Origin of the sequence: Flavobacterium wongokense (genome assembly GCF_021608265.1) — a bacterium.
In the GTDB taxonomy this organism is placed as follows: Bacteria; Bacteroidota; Bacteroidia; order Flavobacteriales; family Flavobacteriaceae; genus Flavobacterium; species Flavobacterium wongokense.
In genome coordinates, this window is sequence record NZ_JAKIHP010000007.1 from 13,719 (window position 1) to 33,636 (window position 19,918).

Annotated in this window: 24 protein-coding genes; 4 read left to right on the forward strand and 20 right to left on the reverse strand. The window is 38.3% G+C overall.

The annotated features are described in order from the left end of the window. From L1S31_RS13320 to tamL, 8 genes are all read right to left on the reverse strand, one after another. Nucleotides 1-660, reverse strand: a complete 660-nt coding sequence (locus L1S31_RS13320; protein WP_236465244.1) for a hypothetical protein — start codon at nt 658-660, stop codon at nt 1-3. 88 nt (nt 661-748) lie between these two features. Further along, the gene (locus tag L1S31_RS13325; protein ID WP_236465245.1) at nt 749-1,111 is read right to left on the reverse strand and encodes a cytochrome C oxidase subunit IV family protein; all 363 of its coding nucleotides are present in this window, start codon (nt 1,109-1,111) and stop codon (nt 749-751) included. Nucleotides 1,112-1,131: 20 nt separating this feature from the next. After that, a complete protein-coding gene (locus L1S31_RS13330; protein ID WP_236465246.1) occupies nt 1,132-2,160 on the reverse strand; it encodes a cytochrome c oxidase subunit 3 in 1,029 nt (342 codons plus the stop codon). Nucleotides 2,161-2,203: 43 nt separating this feature from the next. Then, complete coding sequence (locus L1S31_RS13335) at nt 2,204-2,791, reverse strand: cytochrome c oxidase subunit 3 (protein WP_370637881.1); 588 nt, start codon at nt 2,789-2,791, stop codon at nt 2,204-2,206. Between the two features lies 1 nt (nt 2,792). Beyond that, a complete protein-coding gene (gene cyoE, locus L1S31_RS13340; RefSeq protein ID WP_236465248.1) occupies nt 2,793-3,695 on the reverse strand; it encodes a heme o synthase in 903 nt (300 codons plus the stop codon). A gap of 318 nt (nt 3,696-4,013) precedes the next feature. Beyond that, nucleotides 4,014-4,868 carry an acetyl-CoA carboxylase, carboxyltransferase subunit beta gene (gene accD / locus L1S31_RS13345; protein ID WP_236465249.1) on the reverse strand — a complete coding sequence of 285 codons (855 nt, stop codon included), beginning with the start codon at nt 4,866-4,868 and terminating at the stop codon, nt 4,014-4,016. 86 nt (nt 4,869-4,954) lie between these two features. Then, nucleotides 4,955-6,022 carry a class II fructose-bisphosphate aldolase gene (gene fbaA, locus L1S31_RS13350; RefSeq protein WP_236465250.1) on the reverse strand — a complete coding sequence of 356 codons (1,068 nt, stop codon included), beginning with the start codon at nt 6,020-6,022 and terminating at the stop codon, nt 4,955-4,957. Between the two features lie 47 nt (nt 6,023-6,069). Continuing rightward, complete coding sequence (gene tamL, locus L1S31_RS13355) at nt 6,070-8,604, reverse strand: translocation and assembly module lipoprotein TamL (RefSeq protein WP_236465251.1); 2,535 nt, start codon at nt 8,602-8,604, stop codon at nt 6,070-6,072. Between the two features lie 37 nt (nt 8,605-8,641). Here tamL and L1S31_RS13360 point away from each other — a divergent pair, with 37 nt between their 5' ends. Then, nucleotides 8,642-9,367, forward strand: coding sequence for a TrmH family RNA methyltransferase (locus L1S31_RS13360; RefSeq protein WP_236465252.1), 726 nt, complete (start codon nt 8,642-8,644; stop codon nt 9,365-9,367). Here the strand turns inward: L1S31_RS13360 and porT are convergent. The 4 genes from porT to L1S31_RS13380 form a co-directional block, all read right to left on the reverse strand. Next, nucleotides 9,364-10,104, reverse strand: coding sequence for a type IX secretion/gliding motility protein PorT/SprT (porT, locus tag L1S31_RS13365; protein ID WP_236465253.1), 741 nt, complete (start codon nt 10,102-10,104; stop codon nt 9,364-9,366). The two genes, L1S31_RS13360 and porT, sit on opposite strands and share 4 nt — an antisense overlap. Beyond that, entirely contained in the window at nt 10,101-10,832 is a 732-nt protein-coding gene (ubiE, locus tag L1S31_RS13370; RefSeq protein ID WP_236465254.1) for a bifunctional demethylmenaquinone methyltransferase/2-methoxy-6-polyprenyl-1,4-benzoquinol methylase UbiE, read from the reverse strand. Before ubiE ends, porT begins: the two co-directional genes overlap by 4 nt. A gap of 203 nt (nt 10,833-11,035) precedes the next feature. Continuing rightward, nucleotides 11,036-11,518 (reverse strand): dihydrofolate reductase, encoded by a 483-nt coding sequence (locus tag L1S31_RS13375; RefSeq protein WP_236465255.1) that lies wholly within the window; start codon nt 11,516-11,518, stop codon nt 11,036-11,038. Beyond that, complete coding sequence (locus L1S31_RS13380; protein ID WP_236465256.1) at nt 11,515-11,853, reverse strand: 2TM domain-containing protein; 339 nt, start codon at nt 11,851-11,853, stop codon at nt 11,515-11,517. The genes L1S31_RS13375 and L1S31_RS13380 overlap by 4 nt, the downstream gene beginning before the upstream one ends. Before the next feature lie 238 nt (nt 11,854-12,091). Between L1S31_RS13380 and L1S31_RS13385 the strand changes: the two genes are divergently transcribed. Next, entirely contained in the window at nt 12,092-12,388 is a 297-nt protein-coding gene (locus tag L1S31_RS13385; protein WP_236465258.1) for an isoamylase early set domain-containing protein, read from the forward strand. A gap of 78 nt (nt 12,389-12,466) precedes the next feature. Here the strand turns inward: L1S31_RS13385 and L1S31_RS13390 are convergent, their stop codons facing one another. The 8 genes from L1S31_RS13390 to L1S31_RS13425 form a co-directional block, all read right to left on the reverse strand. Beyond that, entirely contained in the window at nt 12,467-13,255 is a 789-nt protein-coding gene (locus tag L1S31_RS13390; protein WP_236465259.1) for a hypothetical protein, read from the reverse strand. Between the two features lie 29 nt (nt 13,256-13,284). Continuing rightward, nucleotides 13,285-14,103: a transglutaminase-like domain-containing protein gene (locus L1S31_RS13395; RefSeq protein ID WP_236465261.1), complete on the reverse strand. Its 819-nt coding sequence runs from the start codon at nt 14,101-14,103 to the stop codon at nt 13,285-13,287. Nucleotides 14,104-14,231: 128 nt separating this feature from the next. Further along, nucleotides 14,232-14,969 carry a hypothetical protein gene (locus L1S31_RS13400; protein WP_236465262.1) on the reverse strand — a complete coding sequence of 246 codons (738 nt, stop codon included), beginning with the start codon at nt 14,967-14,969 and terminating at the stop codon, nt 14,232-14,234. A gap of 9 nt (nt 14,970-14,978) precedes the next feature. Continuing rightward, nucleotides 14,979-15,803 (reverse strand): thymidylate synthase, encoded by an 825-nt coding sequence (locus tag L1S31_RS13405; RefSeq protein ID WP_236465263.1) that lies wholly within the window; start codon nt 15,801-15,803, stop codon nt 14,979-14,981. Nucleotides 15,804-15,875: 72 nt separating this feature from the next. Next, nucleotides 15,876-16,502, reverse strand: coding sequence for a bifunctional nuclease family protein (locus tag L1S31_RS13410; protein WP_236465265.1), 627 nt, complete (start codon nt 16,500-16,502; stop codon nt 15,876-15,878). 164 nt (nt 16,503-16,666) lie between these two features. Then, nucleotides 16,667-17,635 carry an electron transfer flavoprotein subunit alpha/FixB family protein gene (locus L1S31_RS13415; protein WP_236465266.1) on the reverse strand — a complete coding sequence of 323 codons (969 nt, stop codon included), beginning with the start codon at nt 17,633-17,635 and terminating at the stop codon, nt 16,667-16,669. A gap of 88 nt (nt 17,636-17,723) precedes the next feature. Continuing rightward, nucleotides 17,724-18,470 (reverse strand): electron transfer flavoprotein subunit beta/FixA family protein, encoded by a 747-nt coding sequence (locus L1S31_RS13420; protein ID WP_236465268.1) that lies wholly within the window; start codon nt 18,468-18,470, stop codon nt 17,724-17,726. Between the two features lie 131 nt (nt 18,471-18,601). Beyond that, complete coding sequence (locus L1S31_RS13425; RefSeq protein ID WP_236465269.1) at nt 18,602-19,030, reverse strand: cytochrome c oxidase assembly factor Coa1 family protein; 429 nt, start codon at nt 19,028-19,030, stop codon at nt 18,602-18,604. A 148-nt stretch (nt 19,031-19,178) separates the two neighbouring features. Between L1S31_RS13425 and L1S31_RS13430 the strand changes: the two genes are divergently transcribed. After that, entirely contained in the window at nt 19,179-19,640 is a 462-nt protein-coding gene (locus tag L1S31_RS13430; protein ID WP_236465271.1) for a universal stress protein, read from the forward strand. A gap of 101 nt (nt 19,641-19,741) precedes the next feature. Continuing rightward, nucleotides 19,742-19,918: a DUF6496 domain-containing protein gene (locus L1S31_RS13435; RefSeq protein ID WP_236465272.1), complete on the forward strand. Its 177-nt coding sequence runs from the start codon at nt 19,742-19,744 to the stop codon at nt 19,916-19,918.

Consider the following 19,918-nt stretch of genomic DNA (forward strand, 5'->3'; position numbering starts at 1 on the left):
TTATATTTCTCTTGACGCATTGTGGTTTTTCTTAAGCGCTGCGCGGTATTCGTAAATGATGATTTTCATGTCATCCATCATTTTGTTATAAAGGTCAGAAGCAAAAATGGTATTGTATCCTTCCTTGTATTCGGGAGTTCCTTTTTGATCCTGTCCTTTTCGGCCTCTCAGGTTTCTTTTTTTATCTACAATAAAAACATTTGGCGTTGCCAGGCTATTGTCTAATTGGCCAACCAGCTGAAGCTTTCCGTAAAATGTTTTAATCTCTTCCGGTGAAGCGAAAACAAAATGCCAGCCTTTGTAGGTTCCTAATTTCTTAATGTCTACTTTCAACAATTCCTGTACCTGGTTTTGGGTTCCGTCGGGAAGTACCATCACGACCTGGAAATCCTTAAAATCCTTGTACTTCGCATAAATGATTTCATACAGGTTAAAGAAGTTTCCTTTGTGTTTGGCAACATCGCTTCCGATGAATCCAAGTATGGTTATTTTGTTGGTTAAGGCAACTGGTTTGCTGTCCAATGTTTTCCAGGTAGTAACGTCCGGAATTTCTTTGGTGATTGTTGGCAGGGAAATAAAACTATTTACTCCTGACGCAAAGAAAAGATAGGCAACTATAGGCAGGATGAACAATACAAAAAGGACAATGTTTTTTTTCATTTCGAATGCGGAAAACGGATGTGCAAAAATAAAAAAATCCCGTCTGTTTCAATAGAATAGACGGGACTTTTTTTGAATTAATATAGTATTAAAAATTCCATTTAATAGTAGAATTTTTAAAAACCTCAAAGATATAATCAGCTTCAACCAAAAGGATGAATAATAAATATAGTGCAAGGAAAATTACGGTGGCAACAACTGCCCAACGCAAACTGCTTCTTTCACCTTCCATGTGCATGAAAGCCCAAACAATATAATATGCTTTGTAAAGTGTTAAGATGATGAAAACCCAATTCAGCAGGTTCATGCTGATAAAGTTATGCATGTACAGGAAGTCTGGTCTTGTGATACCTAAATACACCTCAACTGTAGTTACTACAGATAAAAGCGCAAATACCATCCAGATTCTTTTTGTATTTGATACGTGTTCGTGTGCGTGATCGTGTGCCATGATATAAATTTTCTAAAAAATTAAACTAAGTAGAAGAATGTAAATACAAATACCCAAACCAAATCGACAAAGTGCCAATAAAGTCCAACTTTTTCTACCATTTCATAAGTTCTTCTTTTTTCATAAGTTCCTAAAACTACGTTTAAGAAGATGATGAAGTTGATGATAACTCCAGAGAATACGTGGAATCCGTGGAATCCTGTAATGAAGAAGAAGAAATCGGCAAACAATTTACTTCCGTACTCATTGTGGTGCAGGTTAGCTCCTTCAACAACAATAGCACCATTGGATACCATTATTTCTGATTCTGCCCTTGTTAAGATTTCCCTATGTTTGTTTTTATTAAGACCTGGTTGTAGTTTTTTATTCTCACGGTCTTCTTTAGTATCCCTGTAGATTTTTTCAGTCCTAACCAATAATTCAGGATGTGCCTTGAATCCGGCTTGTACTTCAGCAACTGAATAGGTTGGCAGTGAACCTTCGCTCATAAACCATCTTCCATTGCTTCTTTTTAATTCTTCTCTTTCTTCCGGAAGCGTTACAGCAAAATCGGTTAATTTTACTCTTTCTCCTTCTGCATTTACGAATTGAATGATACTTCCACCTTTAGTTTCCATGGCTCCGTGCTCTCCTTTGATGAAGTTTTTCCACTCCCAAGCCTGAGAACCAACGAAGATCAAACCTCCAACAATCGTCAACAGCATATAAATAGCTACTTTCTTTTGTTTCATTTGATGACCCGCATCAACAGCTAATACCATCGTTACAGAAGAGAAAATCAGGATAAAGGTCATTAATGCCACATAATACATTGGTGCATCTACACCATGCATAAACGGAAAGTGCGTAAACACTTCGTCGGCAATAGGCCAGTTATCAATAAATTTAAATCTTGAAAAACCGTATGCAGCAAGGAATCCAGTGAAAGTCAAGGCATCTGATACGATGAAAAACCACATCATTAATTTGCCATAACTAGCGCCCATAGGCTCATTTCCGCCGCCCCAAACGTTTTCGGTATTATTTCCAGAAGTATCTTTAGCTCCCATAAATGTTATTAGTTAAAAAGTTCCCAAATTTAGATTTTTTTTCTTATTTAAAGAAATATAAAAATAAAAACAAACAAATCCATAAGAAATCAAGAAAGTGCCAGTACATTGCACCTAGTTCAATTCCAAGCAATTGTGTTGAATTGTATTTTTGTTTAAAATGATTATAAATTATGATTAAAAGCGAAATTATTCCTCCAGCAAGGTGTGCCAAGTGAAGCGAAGCAATTACGTATAAAAAAGTAGTGGTAATATTACTCTCCGCTCCGGTGAAATAATAACCGCCATCCATCAGTTGATGGAATCCCTTAAACTGGCAAAAAACGAAACCGATTCCCAAAGCCAAAGTCAGCAAAAGCAAACCTGTAGTCGCCTGCCTGTTGTCTTTTTGCATTGCTTTTTTAGCCAAATGAAAAGTCACGCTGCACAAAATAATGGCTATGGTACTAAAGTAAAAGGCTGTCGGGAATTCGAAATCCTTCATCCAGTCTTCCCTTGATTTGCTTACCACAAAAGCACTCACGATTCCGGCGAACATCATCGTCATGCTTCCCATGGCAAACAACAAGAGCAGTTTGTACGATCTTGCGGTTCTTTCCTTATGTTCCTGTGCGGTCATTGTCATACTCAGTCTATCTTAAAAATTTATCAATAATGTATACTAATTGCAGCAAAGATATGTAAGAAACGCTTACCAGCATTAATGTTCGGGCAGCTTTTGCAGTTCTTGACTGATATAACTTCACGGCATAAAAAATCATCCAAATCCCCAACAAGAATACCAATACTCCTGCAATTGGTGATAGGTATAATCTTCCGGTGTAACCCAAACAAGGAAGCAATGAAGCTACCAACAGCCAAACCGAATACAATATAGTCTGTAATGCAGTCGAAGTATCTTTTTTTCCTGTTGGAAGCATAAAGAATCCTGCTTTTTCATAATCTTCATACAGGAACCAGCCAATCGCCCAAAAATGCGGAAACTGCCAAAAGAACTGTATCAAAAAAAGCGTTCCGGCCTCAATGCCAAAATCGTTGGTTGCGGCAACCCAGCCCAACATAAAAGGAATCGCGCCCGGAAAGGCTCCCACAAAAACCGAAAGTGGTGTGTATTGTTTTAACGGCGTATAAACGCTGGTGTATAAAAATATCGAAATCGCACCAAACATAGCCGACTTCGGATTGATGAGGTACAACAATATCAAGCCAATAATGGTTAGTAAACTTGCAATAAAAAGCGCATGGTTTGGAGACATTCTCCCCGAAGCCACCGGACGGTTTTTCGTTCGGTCCATTTTGGCATCAAAATCCTTTTCGATAACCTGGTTAAACGCATTCGAAGCACCAACCATGCAATATCCGCCAATGGCAAGCATTAGTAAAGTTGTGATTTTTAAATCGTGGAAATCCAATACGCCAAGCAAATAACCGGCAATGGATGAAAACACTACGCTAACCGCCAAACCTGCCTTGGTGATTTCTTTGAAATCAAGGGCAATCTTTTTTATGGAAAATGAACTGGCTGTTGCGCTCAAGGGTAATTTTTTAGTGTTTCCTGAAAACTGGCGCAAAGGTACTTTATAGAAAACGATTTGACAAAAAACTAAGCAGAAAAGTTGAAGTGTTTTTTGAGTTTTTGGCAGCGGACGTTTTTGCCTTTCTTTCGCGCATCTTCCCGCTTTCTGCGTTACAAGGTAACTCGCTCCTGTCGGGGCTGGATGAGACGTTTTTTTTTGTTCAAACTTTGTCATTCCCGCGAAGGCGGGAATCCATTTAAATCCGTTGTGGATTCCCGCTTTCGCGGGAAAGACAGTAAAATAAAAAAGCGCTCAGATGAGCGCTTTTTTATTCTTTTATCGAATCGGCTGATTCAAAATCAAGTCGATGTATAAGTTAATCTTGTCTTTCAGTTCTTTTCTTGGCGCGATAAAATCAAGGAAACCATGGTCCAATACAAACTCTGCAGTCTGGAAACCTTCCGGCAGATCCTTTCCGGTTGTATCACGAACCACACGTGGACCTGCAAAACCAATCAAAGCACCAGGCTCAGAAATGTTCACATCACCAAGCATCGCATATGAAGCCGTGGTTCCACCTGTAGTAGGATCGGTACATAAAGAAATGTATGGGATTTTGGCTTCGGCCAATTGTGCCAGTTTCGCTGAGGTTTTTGCCAACTGCATCAAAGAGTAAGCTGCTTCCATCATACGTGCTCCACCCGATTTTGAAATCATCACAAACGGCACTTTATTTTTGATGGAATAATCAATTCCACGGGCAATTTTCTCACCTACAACAGCTCCCATTGAACCACCAATAAAGGCGAAATCCATACAGCAGACTACCAAGTCCTTTCCTTTTGATTTTCCAACACCGGTGCGAACAGCATCCTTCAATCCTGTTTTATCGATGGCATCTTTCAAACGATCGGAATATTTTTTGGTATCCACAAAATTCAAAGGATCTTTCGAAGTCATTTTGGCATCCAATTCCTTGAACTCATTGTTGTCAAACAAGATTTCAAAATATTCCTTACTTCCAATCCTTACATGGAAATCGTCTTCAGGGCTTACCCAAAGATTCCTTGCCAATTCATCCTGGTCAATGATTTTCCCCGTTGGCGATTTATACCAAAGTCCTTTAGGAACGTCTTTTTTATCTTCGGTTGCGGTAGTAATACCTTTTTCTGTTCTTTTAAACCAAGCCATAAGTTTCGTTATTATGAATTTTGAATTATAAATTTTAAATGAAAGAGAACAATTTAAAATTCAAAATTTAGAATTTAAAATAATTTTTAAAGTGTGTTTACGTTATTCAAATCGGCGAAAGCCTGTTCTAATCTTTTGTTGAAAGTCAATTCCCCTTCACGGATCCATTTTCTTGGATCGTAGTGTTTTTTGTTTGGAGAATCCGGTCCGTCAGGACTTCCAATCTGTGTTTTTAGGTAGTCGATATTTTTGATCATGTAGTCGCGGATTCCTTCGGTGAAGGCAAACTGCAGATCGGTATCGATATTCATTTTGATTACTCCATAGCTAATCGCTTCACGGATTTCCTCTAAGGTTGAACCCGAACCACCATGGAATACAAAATCAACCGGATTGTGTGCGGTGTTGAATTTATTCTGAACATAATCCTGTGAATTTTTAAGGATTTTTGGAGTCAGTTTTACATTTCCTGGTTTGTAAACGCCATGAACGTTTCCAAAAGCAGCAGCGATGGTAAATCTCGGAGAAATTTTCATCAGCTCTTCATAAGCATAAGCTACTTCGTCAGGCTGGGTGTATAATTTTGAGCTGTCAACATCCGAATTGTCAACACCATCTTCTTCACCACCGGTGATTCCCAATTCGATTTCCAACGTCATTCCCATTTTACTCATTCTTGCCAAATAGGCTTTGCAGATTTCCAAATTTTCATGCAATGGTTCTTCGGACAAATCAATCATGTGTGAAGAATATAAAGGCTTTCCTGTTTTGGTAAAATGTTTTTCAGAAGCTTCCAATAAACCATCAATCCAAGGGAGTAATTTTTTAGCGCAGTGATCGGTATGAAGGATTACGGTCGCACCATAAGCTTCGGCCAAAGTATGGATGTGTAATGCACCTGCAATTCCACCTGCAATCGCTGCCTTCTCATCAGCATTCGAAAGTCCTTTTCCTGCATTGTAAGCAGCTCCACCATTGGAAAACTGAATGATGACAGGTGCTTTTAACTTTGCCGCAGTTTCCAAAACACCATTAATAGTGCTTGAACCGATAACGTTTACCGCAGGAAGTGCAAATCCTTTAGCTTTAGCGTAAGCAAAAATTGCCTGAACTTCATCTCCGGTTGCAACTCCAGGTTTAATATTGTGAGACATCTTGTGTTAGTTTTAAGTTAAGTGTACAAAAATAATAATTTCTAATTTTAGAAAGGATAATTAATTCCAATATTTATGACCGATTTGTCAAAGCGCATTTCCTTAAGCCATTTATTGTTTTCAGCATTGGCCGGATTGTAGGTTTTGAAGCCTAAATCCAAACGTACGACAAAGAAATTAAAGTCATATCGGAACCCAAAACCAGATCCGACAGCAATATTCTTCAACGATTCCAAACCTGTAAATTTGGCTTCAGGAGTCTCCACAATATCACTGACATTCCAGATGTTTCCGGCATCCACAAAGAACGCTCCGTTCAACTGCCCAAAAATCCCAAAACGGAATTCGGTGCTGAAGAGCAGTTTCATATTCGCCTCATTAAAATCCTGTAAGGAACCCGTGCTTCCCGGTCCTAAATTATACGATTGCCAAGCCCTGATGTCGTTGGTTCCTCCTGCAAAATAACTTCGCGAAAACGGAATGCTGTTGGAGTTGCCATACGGAATTGCCACACCTGCAAATGCTTTGGCAGCCAGGACTTTTTTACGGGTCAGATCCCAATGCTTGATGTATTCAAATTCGGTTTTGATGTATTGCGAAAACTCTACGCCAAAGGCCTGCTTGTTGCCGTTTTGGCCCAATTGCGAAGCTGTGGTCAATAGCGAAATTAAGTTTCCTGCCGATTCCACTTTGGCCTTGATGGCGTAAAAAGTATTATCGGATAAATCTTTTTGCGAGGTTTTGGTAAAGGTTAGTGCTGTAGCAAATATCAGGTTGTCTTCAGTAAGTCGTTCGCGTTGCTCCACAATACTTTTGATTGCTTTTTCATCAGTAGCGGAAGGATTAATCACATCATTCTGAACATCCGACAGGAAATTGTCGACACCTTCATTAATCGTTAAAAATCCATCTTCAAAATAATTGGGATTGGCACCATAGTTAATCGCCAACTGATTCAGAACCTTATACGAAGAATTATAAACATTAAAATAATTACCCGGATTAATGTTGCGCACAAACTGCACATTGAACATGTCAAAACGATAGTTGGTTCCTTTTCTTGGTGTCCAATTGTATACCAATGAGCTGGTGAAATTCTGTTTGTCCAGTCCAATGTTCGTCTGTTTGGAATAACCGACATTGATGGTCGTAAACGGAATCATGTATTTCGGAATGATTTTATCCGTTTTGAAAGGCATGAAAATCCGCGGGAAGTTCAGCTTGGCATCGACACCGACTTCGGATATATTGAAAAAATTGTTGTTCGGATTGGCCAAATCTTTTGAGGCACCGATATTTCCACGGAATCCAATTTCAAAAGTTTCCGCGCCATTAAAGACATTCCGGATTCCCAAAAAGGTATTTCCCGAAATCCCGAAATCCTGGATGTTGGAATGCGTAAAATCGGTAGAAAAACCAAACGTATATTTCTTCCTCGGCGACAGGTAAATATTGGCAATGAGTCCATTTTTGTCTTTTGGATCCTGAATGTATTGGATTAACGGATAATTGAAAACCTTAAGATTACTAAGGTATTTCGAGGTAAGCGCCGTTCGGTTGTCTGAAAAATAATTGCCTTTGCTCACAAAAATACCATCAGTCAAAGCCTTTGGACGGTATTTCAATTTGTTTACACTATAGAGCGTAAAGTCTTTATAAGTGGTGCTGTCCTTTATCGGAAGGTTTTGATTCGCTGGACTGTGGTCGGTGTAAATGTTGACCTTATTGATTTTGTACAATTCAAAAGGAACGCTGTACAAACTGTCTTCCACACGAATGGATTCGTCTTCAATAACCAAATCAACATTCGCACGATGATCCGGATTCAGGCTGTCAATATCATAAGTCACATAGTTTTGCTGGAAACGGAATGCACCATTGTTCCTGAAATCTTCAGTAATCCTTGCTTTCTCAGCATCAAAATCACTGCTTTCAAAACGTTTTCCTTTTTTGATGAAGGAGCTTTTTTTCCTCAACTGATAAATCGAATCCAACGGCTTGCTCGAAATGTAACTGTTTATCGTGTCAATGATATAAGGCTTTCCGAGCGCAATGTTGTACTTCAGCTTTACTTTTTTTGGGCCAATAGAATCAATTTTATATTTGGTTGTTACGTCAAAATAACCACGGTTGAAATAATAGGATTTCAAACGGCGCAGCGATTTTTTGGTACTGATGGTATCAAGGATTACTGGTGGTTCTCCGGTCTTCCTGAGGAAATTATGAATCCCGGAATACCAAAAGGACTGACCCAATCTTTTGACCTGCTTTTTGGAAAGCCACTTGACTTTTCGGGCATATTTTTTAGGATTGTTTTTAAATTTCGCACGGTAAATGGAATCTGTTTTTTCCTTGGCGAGATTATAAAGGTTCAAACGCAGGTGATATCCAAGGATGTCACTGTTTTGCTTTTGGTACAACTGATTGAAAACATCCTCAACATTATTCTTTTTACCATCAACGTAAATGTTGTTTTTGGTTAAAAGGCTTTTTCCGTTCGGAACTTTTTTTGTGGTGTTACATCCAAAGATAATTACGCCAATTAGAATAAATAATGATATTTTTGTGAGACTCTTTTTCAAGTGGTGCGAAATATTTAATTCAAAAGTACATTATTTTATGGTTAGTAAAAACCAAATAAAACTAATTACAAGCCTTCAACTAAAAAAATACCGAAATGAGCATCAATTGTTCATTGCCGAAGGTGTAAAAGTAATACAGGAATTGTTACTATCAAATTTTGTACTCGATCATTTATTCGTAACCGATGCTATTTTTGACCAGGTTGGCGACACTCAAAAAACAGTGGTAAAGGAAGCCGATATGAAACGCATTTCTGTACTGAGCTCTCCAAGTTCGTGCCTGGCTGTTTTTCAAATCCCAAAGGAAAACAAAATCGAGGCAAAGGGTTTGATTGTAGCTTTGGATGACATTCGCGATCCGGGGAATTTGGGAACCATCATCAGGCTTTGTGATTGGTTTGGCGTCAAACAATTAGTGTGCTCTACAGAAACTGTGGATGTGTACAATCCGAAAGTGATACAGGCTACAATGGGTTCTATAACCAGGGTTAATGTCAATTATGTCGATTTGGGTCAATTTATTGCTGAAACCCAACTTCCTGTTTTTGGAACCTTTATGGATGGCAAAAATGTCTATAATGAAAATCTGCCCAAAGAAGCAATTCTAATATTGGGCAATGAAGCCAACGGAATTTCCGAAAGTTTGGAAAAAAGCATCAAAAACCGAATTGCGATTCCGCGTTTTGGCGATATCCAGCAAACGGAAAGCCTGAATGTAGCCACTGCAACCGCAATTTTCCTTAGCGAGTTCAGAAGATCTTAGTGGAAGGTAAAATTGATAAGCACCGCACGTGTTTTCAATGATTCGATATTTCCGGTCCACGGACTGTTGGGGTCTGCGTCGGGAATCAGTTCGTTTTTCAAACCAAAAACACCACGGATGGAAGGTGAGAATTTAAAGTATTCAAAATACAAATCAACACCAAAACCCATTGTATAATTGGTCGTCCACTGGTTTACCCTGAATTTCTGCAATTCATTCCCGTCTTTTGATTTGGCATTGCTCGAAAGGTTCAACGTTGTCGATAATCCGCCAAGAAGGTAAGGCCTTACGTTTCCGGTTCGCAACGATGAAAATTTCAAAATCAAAGGGAAATCAATATAGGTTGCCTTTACTTCACGTACGCCATCCCTTTCGTTATCCGGAAACTCCGAATAATTAATGGTTCGGCTGGCATAATATAATCCTGGTTCAAAACGCAGTTCGATATATTCCTGAAGACGGAGCACTCCAACCAAACCAACATTGAATCCGGTATGGCCTTTTACTTCAATATTGTGCATGGCATCAGGGTTGTTTTTCAAATCGGTCTTGAAATCAAAGCTGCTGAATCCTAAATAATAACCCCAATAAACCCGTTGTTTATCAAAATTCTCCAGATTAATGATAGGGTCTTTGGTAAACATGCTTTTACCCAATTGAGCTTTGGCGTGTATTGAAAATAGCAGGATTAGGACAACTATTTTTTTGGTAGGATTACTGAAAAACGTCAAATTCATTTCTTTGTTGCGGTGTAAATTGTAGCAACGCCAAATGTTTGTGGCATGGCTTTACATTCTATAAACGAAATTTTCCTCAAAATATTGTTCAAATTTTCGCCAAAGGGAAAATTCGCTGCCGATTCAGACAAATACCCATAAGCTTTATTGTCTTTGGAGAAAATTTTTCCAATGACCGGCAAAATGAATCTGGTGTAAAAAGCATAACCTTGTTTGAATGGGAATTTGGTAGGAACCGAAGTTTCCAAAATCACAAAAATTCCTCCGGGTTTCAAAACACGGTAAATCTCTGCCAAACCTTTTTCAAGGTCTTCAAAATTCCTAATTCCAAAGGAAACGGTAATTGCATCAAAATAATTATCGGGAAACTGTATGTTTTCGCTGTCGCCCAAAACCATTTCGATTCTATCGCTCAGGTTGGCCTTTTCGATTTTTTTCTTTCCCACTTCAAGCATTCCCGCCGAAATGTCGAGACCTACAATTCTTTTGGCTGCGGTTTTTGACATCAAAATAACCAAATCTCCGGTTCCGGTTGCAATATCCAAAATCGTTTCCGGATTTTTTTCGGCAACAAGCGCTACAACCTTATTCCTCCATTTTACATCAATACCCATAGAAATAACACGGTTGAGGCCGTCATAATTTCCCGAAATGTTATCAAACATCTGGGTAACCTGTTCCTTTTTACCTAATGATGAGTCTTTATATGGAGTGATTGTCTTTGGCATTCGCTAATTTTCGACAAATATAAGAGTTTCAAAGTTATTTTGGAGTTTCAAAGTTGCAGAGTTCCAAAGTTGCAGAGTTTTCAAAAAAATATAAAAATTGTATCGTCTTGAATCAAGCCAATTTAACTTTGCTACTTTGCTACTTTGCTACTTTGCTACTTTGCTACTTTGCTACTTTGCTACTTTGCTACTTTGCTACTTTGCTACTTTCTCAAATAAGTCTGAAAGCTAAAGCTGTAAAGATGTTTTTCATCTTTGTGGTGCAGTTCCGAATAAACCAAATCCCATTCATTGGACTCGATTTCCGGGAAAAAAGTATCGGCATCAAAGAGATGGTGCACTTTGGTGATGTCCAATTTGTCGGCAATTGCGATGGATTGTTGGTAAATTTCACCGCCGCCAATAATAAAGGTCTCTTCGTTTTTTGGGCAAACCGCTATTGCCTTTTCTAAGGAATCCACCACAATGCAGCCTTCAGGAGCATTGTATTTTTGGCGTGTTATGATTACGTGGACTCTGTTTGGCAAAGGTTTTGGAAAGCTTTCAAAGGTTTTCCGTCCCATAATGATATGGTGTCCGGTTGTTACGCTTTTGAATCTTTTGAAATCATCGGGTAAATGCCAAAGCAGTTGGTTGTCTTTGCCAAGGGCATTGTTTTCGGCAACAGCCGCAATAAGTGTAATCATTCTGCGGTTGGTTTTGAATTGTCCAGGTCGTTTTGCAGTTTTTCAATCTTTTTGGTTTGTTTCAGCATCAATTTGTCTATTTGGGCGCGTTCCCAATTCTTATTCATAAAACTATCGGTAACCAGGACCTTGATACTATGGAAAATAAAAAGACAGCTCCAAACAGCAACCACCCAAATCCACCAATTGGTTTCGTCATGGAAGTTCAGTAAGTGGTTGGCAGTGAATAAAAAAACACTCCCAATGACCAATACAATCAAGTGGATGAACAAACGTTTTTTTTGTTTGATCCGATTCCTTGCATATTCGTATAATTCATGTTGATTGTTCTCCATAAGACGAAATTTGTGCCTTAAAGGTAAAATTTATTTTTAAAACGGCGAAATCCGTTTTTAAGATATCGCCGTTCGAAATCGTTTTCTTAATCAAGGATATAAAATTTATGGACGTTTAAATTATATATCTTCTTCTTAATTGGCTTAGTTTTTAGCATATTCTCAAAAGTGATTTGGCTTGTAAATCGTATTGAACTATTGCTTTACTTTGCCTCAGTAATCTATAAATGAATTAGTTATGGCTATCAAGAAACAAGTTATAAAAACAAAACCGGTTGTTAAAGTTACCTTTTCAATCGAGGCAAAAGAAGCAAATGCAGCAGCAGTAGTTGGAGATTTCAATAACTGGAATCCATCAGAAGGAGCATTGTCAAAATTAAAAACAGGAACTTTCAAAGCTACTTTTGATTTACCAAAAGACAATTCTTTTGAGTTCAGGTATTTAGTTGATGGTGTTTACGTAAACGACCCGGAAGCTGACAGCTATGCTTATAATGAATTTGCCGGAGCAGAAAACAGTGTATTGGCACTGTAAATTTTGGTTAGGTTTATTGGTTAAATTTAGGGAAATCCATTCCGGTTTGGGATGGATTTTTTATTGGTATAAATTCATTTAAGGAGTATTTGCTGCAACCGTAGCCTTTTGTGCTTTTTTGTACAACGGCTCAAGCCAAAAGGTGCTGACTTCACCATTGATTTCATAGAAATAAGCTCTTTTTCCTTTTATGATTACCTTCTTGCTTCTGGGCATTCGTTCCTCATCAACTGACAGCATCACATTTACCTCTATATAATTTGCCATCGGATTCAACCTTGCCACTTCAACCGGTTTTACAAATCCGTATCCGTTTACACCAATCTTTTTAAAATCGCTTTTTGCAACCTTAAATGTATTGGTGGAATCTACAATTTTTTGATTCCTAATCCTCGGAGCAAACCCACAGGTTGTTTCCATTTTATGCCTCACCAGATGCGTGTAGTTTTTTCTTTTGCCAAAATATAAGGTAAGCATTTGAAAATCGGGAGTTTTGTTGCCTACTAATTTTTGGTCTTTGTAGAAATCAATTGAATAGTTTATTTTGAATGTTATCGAATCGTCTGAGGGTATCAATTTTTCGGTAATGTATACTTCGGGTTCCCTTCTTTCAAGTTCAGGGTTTAAGGTTACTTCATTCCCGTTGGCAATCCAATTTCCTATACAGGCAAAATCCTTGAAGGTCGCGGGGAATACATAGTCTGGGGTTCTTAAATAGAAAGTCCCATCAGGTTTAAGGTCTAATTCTGTTGTCAATGCTTTGCCGTTGTAAGGATTCCAGTCGCCGTAACTTCCCGTAAGTCCGGTTTGTGCCTTAATGCCTAACGTAGCAAAGAGTAGCAGTGTAACAATTCCTTTTTTTACCATTTTACAATAGTTTTATGTTGTAATAACCTTTATTCTGTCTTAGATTGAAAATAAATCTCGCGGATAAATAGAAATTTATAGCTCTTGCCCAGTAAATAAACGATTCCGTGGGTAAAAAAAACCGGAAGGAAATTAAACTTCTTCAGGTAACAATCGTACGTTTTGTTATGGTAATTGGTGATTAAAAAAGGGACAGAGTTTGAGGAAAGATAAACGTCCTTTACCCTTATTGGGTCTGTTAGATAGGTTGGTTCAATGTTTTTGAAAATCACTTTTCCGTTTTCTTTGAGGGTGTCAAAAAGTTCAAACACAGAAAGCGGAATGTTGCTGTCCTTCTTATAGAAAAAAATGCATTTGTAAGTATCAATCAAAATCCATTTACCCAAGTTTTTGCAATAAAACTCATTAAAGGAATGACCGCCTCTGATATGTTTATTTTTGGAAATGCTTTTGAATCCCCATTCTTTCACCTTTATGTTGTTGATCACGCATAAATTATTGAAAACCTGTGCAAAATCACTGCATACGCCACCTTTTTCCAAAGTCATTATTTTGATGGTATCTTCAGAAGGCAGTCCAAGGCCTCTTCCTCTTTTTATGTTATTGATCATCCAGCGCGCAATGGTTTCTGCCTTTTCCAAATCATTCAATTCGTTGGTTTGATTGGCAAAAATTTTGTTATTTATCTCAAAAAAATACTGTGGGATTTCTGAAATTGGATTGAGGACATTATAATACAATTCGCTTACGCTTTCCTTTGTTTCAAATTTCGACAATAGTTGAAAGCGCAGATGGTACAAAAAGGTAGGTCTTCTTATTATGTGTTTAAGCTTTTCTTTGACAGACATGATTCTTGAGGGTAAGAAATAAATAGTACTTAAACTAAGCATTGTAATTACAAATTAAAGAAAAATATTTTAAAATGCAATATTATTAATTTGGGGAAAGTAATGAGTGGGTAGTTGGGTGTTGCTGTTTACAATTCGGAAAGATCGAACTCATCAAAATCCTTGATTTTTGACAACTTGTAAGATTCTGTATTTTTTATTTTAGACCAGGTATCCTTGAATATTTCATCTCCATCTTCTTCACCATCACGGTTGACATTGACGCGTTCTAATTTCTTTTTGGTTAAGAAATTGATGCTCGTTTCACTCAACGTCATTGGGCCCATATTGTCGCTGGAATCATACCCAATCAAATCAAAATCGGGATACTTGTATCTAAAGGTGTACGTCCAATAGCCATACCTGCCATGGGCATAATGCACATAAAGATTTCCCTTTTCGGCATAAATGTCCAGCTCGGGTGGAAAATAAACACCCCCTTCTTCATTTTCAGAAGAAAAACAATCGTAGTTTTTTACAGCTAACTCGTATTGCTTGTTTTTATTGAAAAGGACTATGATGCCCCGACGGTTTCGGTCCAATTCCCCGCGGTATTCATGCTGGACAAATTTCTTTTTGTCGGTTCCTTTGATGATAAGGATGCAGTCATCCAATCCGTCCTTGTTCAAATCACCCGAGTTCTTTTCAAAAACGACATATCCTTTTGGTACAAAATCTTCAGGTTTGTTATGGGTTTCAGCGACTGTTTCAACAGGTTTTCTTTCAGATGCCTGCGCATTATCTGACGCATTTGCTCCAGCTTCAGATTGTCTGCATCCGATAAATGCAGGCACAATGAGCGCCATCAAAAACACCGATTTTTTCATAGTTGATTTTTAAACCGCTACAATTCCTTTAATATGCGGATGTGGGTCGTAATCCACTAAAGTAAAATCTTCAAATGTGAAGTCAAAGATATTTTTCACCTCAGGATTTAAAATCATTTTTGGAAGCGGTTTTGGTTCGCGTGACAACTGCAGTTCCAATTGTTCAAAATGATTGTTGTAAATGTGCGCATCGCCAAAAGTGTGGATGAATTCCCCAACCTGCAAATCACAAACCTGTGCAATCATCATCGTGAATAGGGCATAGGAAGCAATATTAAACGGAACACCAAGGAAAATGTCGGCACTTCTTTGGTACAATTGACAGGATAATTTTCCATCAGCTACATAAAACTGAAAGAAGGCATGGCATGGAGGCAGCGCTGCTTTTCCATTGGCAACATTTTCTGAAAAGGATTTTGAAGTATCGGGCAACACCGAAGGATTCCAAGCTGAAACCAACATGCGTCGGCTGTTTGGGTTTTTCTTCAAAGTGTCTATAAGTTCGGTAATCTGGTCGATTTCCTCGCTGTTCCAGTTACGCCATTGATGCCCATAAACCGGACCCAAATCGCCATTTTCATCTGCCCATTCGTCCCAAATCTTAACACCATTTTCTTTTAAATACTCAATGTTGGTATCGCCTTTCAGGAACCAAAGCAATTCATAGATAATCGATTTCAAATGCAGTTTTTTGGTTGTCACCATTGGGAAACCTTCATTCAAATCAAATCGCATCTGGTAACCAAAAACACTTTTTGTCCCGGTTCCGGTCCTGTCTCCTTTTTGGCAACCGTTTTCCAAAACGTGCCGCACTAAATCGTGATATTGCTTCATCTTTTATGTGGATGCGGTAATTCGTGGATTTGGTTATTAGAATCCAAATAACCGAATAAACAAATGACCAAATTAACTTTCTCTCTTGGATATTTCGTCTCTAATCTTTGCTGCCTTTTCGTAATCTTCATCCTGCACTGCTTTTTCCAAACCTTCGTGCAATTCTGAAAGGCTCATGCTTTTGTAAACATCGGTTGAGTCTTTACCTTCACTATCCAATCCAAATGTTTCCGGAGTGGAAAGTACCCCTTCATCATCGGGATTTGGGCTTTCTATCTCACCAGGATTGTTGAGGTAGATTCCGGCTTTGTCCAAAATATTCTTATAGGTAAAAATCGGTGCCGAAAAACGTAATGCCAAAGCAATCGCATCCGAAGTCCTGGCGTCAATTATTTCTTCAATTTTATCCCTTTCGCAAATAATGCTCGAATAAAAAACACCATCAACCAGTTTGTGTATGATTACCTGTTTTACTACAATATCAAAACGGTCGGCAAAACTTTTGAACAAATCGTGGGTTAAAGGACGTGGTGGTTTTATCTCTTTTTCTAATGCAATGGCAATCGATTGTGCTTCGAAGGCACCAATAACTATAGGTAATTTTCGCTCGCCATCCACTTCATTTAAAATCAAGGCGTAAGCGCCATTCTGCGTTTGACTATAGGAAATCCCTTTTATGGTTAGTTTTACTAAACTCATTATTTTTAGGTATAAAGCCAGTTTCGAATGTGTCCTGACTTTTAATTTATTGTAAATTATATGGACTGCAAAGTAACAAAAAGTTTTTGCTTCCAAAAGCGTAAAAATAAAAAAAAGAGCCGTCAATTTCTTGGCGGCTCTTTTAGCGAACTAATAAATTTGGTTTATGAGTTGTGAGCTTTGAACTCTTTTATTTTTTGGGTTAATCTTGGAAGGATTTCCAAGGCGTCACCTACGATTCCATAATCAGCAACTTTGAAGAATGGTGCATCCGCATCGGTGTTGATCACCACTTTTACTTTTGAGGAGTTGATCCCGGCAATGTGCTGGATGGCTCCAGAAATTCCAACAGCAACATATAAATTGGCCGCAACCGGTTTTCCGGTTTGTCCCACGTGCTCACTGTGAGGTCTCCACCCTAAATCAGAAACTGGTTTGGAACAGGCAGTTGCCGCACCAAGTGAAGCCGCTAAATCTTCCAGTAAATGCCAGTTTTCAGGGCCTTTCAATCCACGTCCACCCGAAACAACGATGTCAGCATCGGCGATGGTTACTTTTCCGGTTGTTTTCTCAACCGATTCTACTTTTACATTAAAGTCGGCATCGTTCAATGATGGCGAAAATGCCTCTTCCGCAAGTGAAGCTGCGTTTTCAACCAATCCGTAGGAGTTTTTAGCAAGGCTCAATACTTTTACATCGGTATTGATTTCAGTGATGTTGAAAGCCTTGTTTGAAAAAGCATTTCTTTTTACCTGGAAAGGCGAAGTGCTTACCGGCAAGCCAACAACATTCGATGCAAATCCGGCATCCAAACCAATGCTTACGATTGGAGCCAAATACAAACTATCGGTTGTTGAAGAAAGCAAAATCAATTTCGCGCTTTCTTTTTGAGCTGCCTGTTTTACAACATCGGCGTAAGCTTTTGCATTGAAGTTTTTCAATTTGTCATTCGAAACTTTCAAGACTTTTGAAACTCCGTATTTTGATAAATCGGAAACGTTATCAGCGTTTACAGTAACTGCAGTTACGTTGGTTCCTAATGAATCGGCCACTGTTTTTGCATAAGAAGCCAATTCGAAAGCTACTTTTTTAAATTTTCCGTCTGCTGATTCAGCGTATATTAATATTGACATGATATTTTTTATTTTTTGGGCGTTGCCTTCGGCCGGGCTTTCCGCAGTACATGGTACTTGCTCCAATCCCTAACGCAATTATTGATTATTAGATAACTTTTGCTTCGTTGTGTAATGCATTTACCAATCCGTCCAAATCGTCTGCAGCAAATAATTTCACTGCCGATTTTGGAGCTGGTTTTTCAAATTTTACCGCTTTGGTATTGTTGTTTGAAGCAACTGGCTCAAGAACAGTTAACACTTTAGTCCTTGCGGTCATGATACCTCTCATGTTTGGGATACGCAAATCCTTTTCTTCAACCAAACCTTTTTGACCACCGATTACCAATGGCAAAGCCGCTGAAATGGTTTCCTTTCCACCGTCGATTTCACGTGCCGCTTTTGCAGAAGAACCGTCAACAGTAAGTTCGGTGCAGGAATTTACAAAGTTGTAATCTAATAAGGAAGCCAGCATTCCCGGAACCATTCCACCATTGTAATCCAATGATTCCCTTCCGCAGATAATCAAATCATATCCGCCAGATTTTGCTACTTCAGCTAGTTGTTTTGCCACAAAAAAACCATCGGTTGGAGTGGCATTCACACGAATTGCTTCGTTAGCACCAATTGCCAATGCTTTTCTTAAAGTTGCTTCTGCATCTGCTCCGCCAACATTTACAACGGTAACATTAGCACCTTGTTGTTCCTGGAACCAAATGGCTCTTGTTAATCCAAATTCGTCATTCGGATTGATTACATATTGTACACCGTTGGTGTCAAATTCTGTATCGCCATTGACAAAATTAATTTTTGAAGTAGTATCAGGAACATGACTGATGCAAACTAATATTTTCATAAGTATTGAGTATTATGTTGAAAAATTTGAAGCACAAAATTAGAATAATATTTTGAATAATGTATTATGCGTGCATAATATTTTTGGGTATTACATCGATTTCGTAGGATTGTTTCCCGCTTAATATGGCATTATGGATTTTGCTCTAATAAACTAATCGGTGTAACCGAACCTTTTGTGTAGAAATCGAGCGTATGGTAAATCCAAATATCATTTTTTTTCTCCGCTTCGACATGGATAATTCCTTCTCCTTTTTTTCCTTTTATCGGAATATCCAATTGGGCACTGCCTGAATAACCGGATGTGTTAATGCTCCCTGATATCATTCCGTTATCTTCAAGAGGAGTTCCAATTTTTTCATTTACAGTTTTATTTTTCTTTGCTACGCTTATGCTGTGTTGATACACATCTGAATCTTTCATTACTGAAGTGATTCCTTTAAATAAGGCAATCCCAAAAAGTACAACCACAATAATCAGGCTTAAGCAGCCTGTTGGCACAAACCATTTCCAGTTTCGCTGAAACCAGTTTTTGGGAGGAACAGGGTAATAATCTTCCATAAGTGAATTATTTAAGGCAAATATATTAAAATCAATACGTTCAGATGTCAATTGTATAACACAAAAAATAATTCCTGTAAAGCGGGAAAAGTAGCTCTAAAGTACCTTTAGAAGATAATTTTATCAATCAACTTTAACACATCCAAAAATGAAAAAGATTTTGATAGCACTCGATTATGGACTTTCGGCTCAAAAGATTGCCGAACAGGGATATGAGTTGGCTAAAAGCATGAACGCCAAGGTGACTTTGCTGCATGTCGTTGCCGACGAAACCTATTACAGCAGCATTGATTCTGCTCCGTTTATGGGCTTTTATGGTTATGATTTTTTTAATATGGCCGATAGTGATAACCTGATTGATTCGTCCAATAAGTTCTTGGAACGGATAAAAAGCCATTTAAAAGACAAAGACATTGAAGTGGTTGCCGAGCAAGGCGATTTTGCCACCATCATTTTGGAAACAGCAGTAAAATATAACTCCAATATCATAGTGTTGGGGTCGCATAGCAAAAATTGGCTCGAAAGGGCAGTTATGGGAAGCGTTACCGAAAGCGTTTTGAAAAACGCAAAAATTCCCTTGTTTATTGTTCCGGTAAAAGAAAGTAAATAACGAAAAATACGATCATGAAAGTTTGAAATTAAAAGGAGGAAGCTCAGTGGGCTTCAGGTACCAGAGCTTTAGCTCGTAATTATATTTAAAACCTAGAAAACATGAAAGAGACCAAAGCACAAAAAGATAAGATTGAAAAAGTCATGCACGAGTTTAAGGAAGGCGAATTAAAATCGGGAAAAGATGGTGCAGGCGGAAAAGTGAAAACACGTCAACAGGCCGTGGCCATTGCTTTGAGCGAAGCAGGATTGAGTAAAAAAAGCAAGTCTAAGAAATAA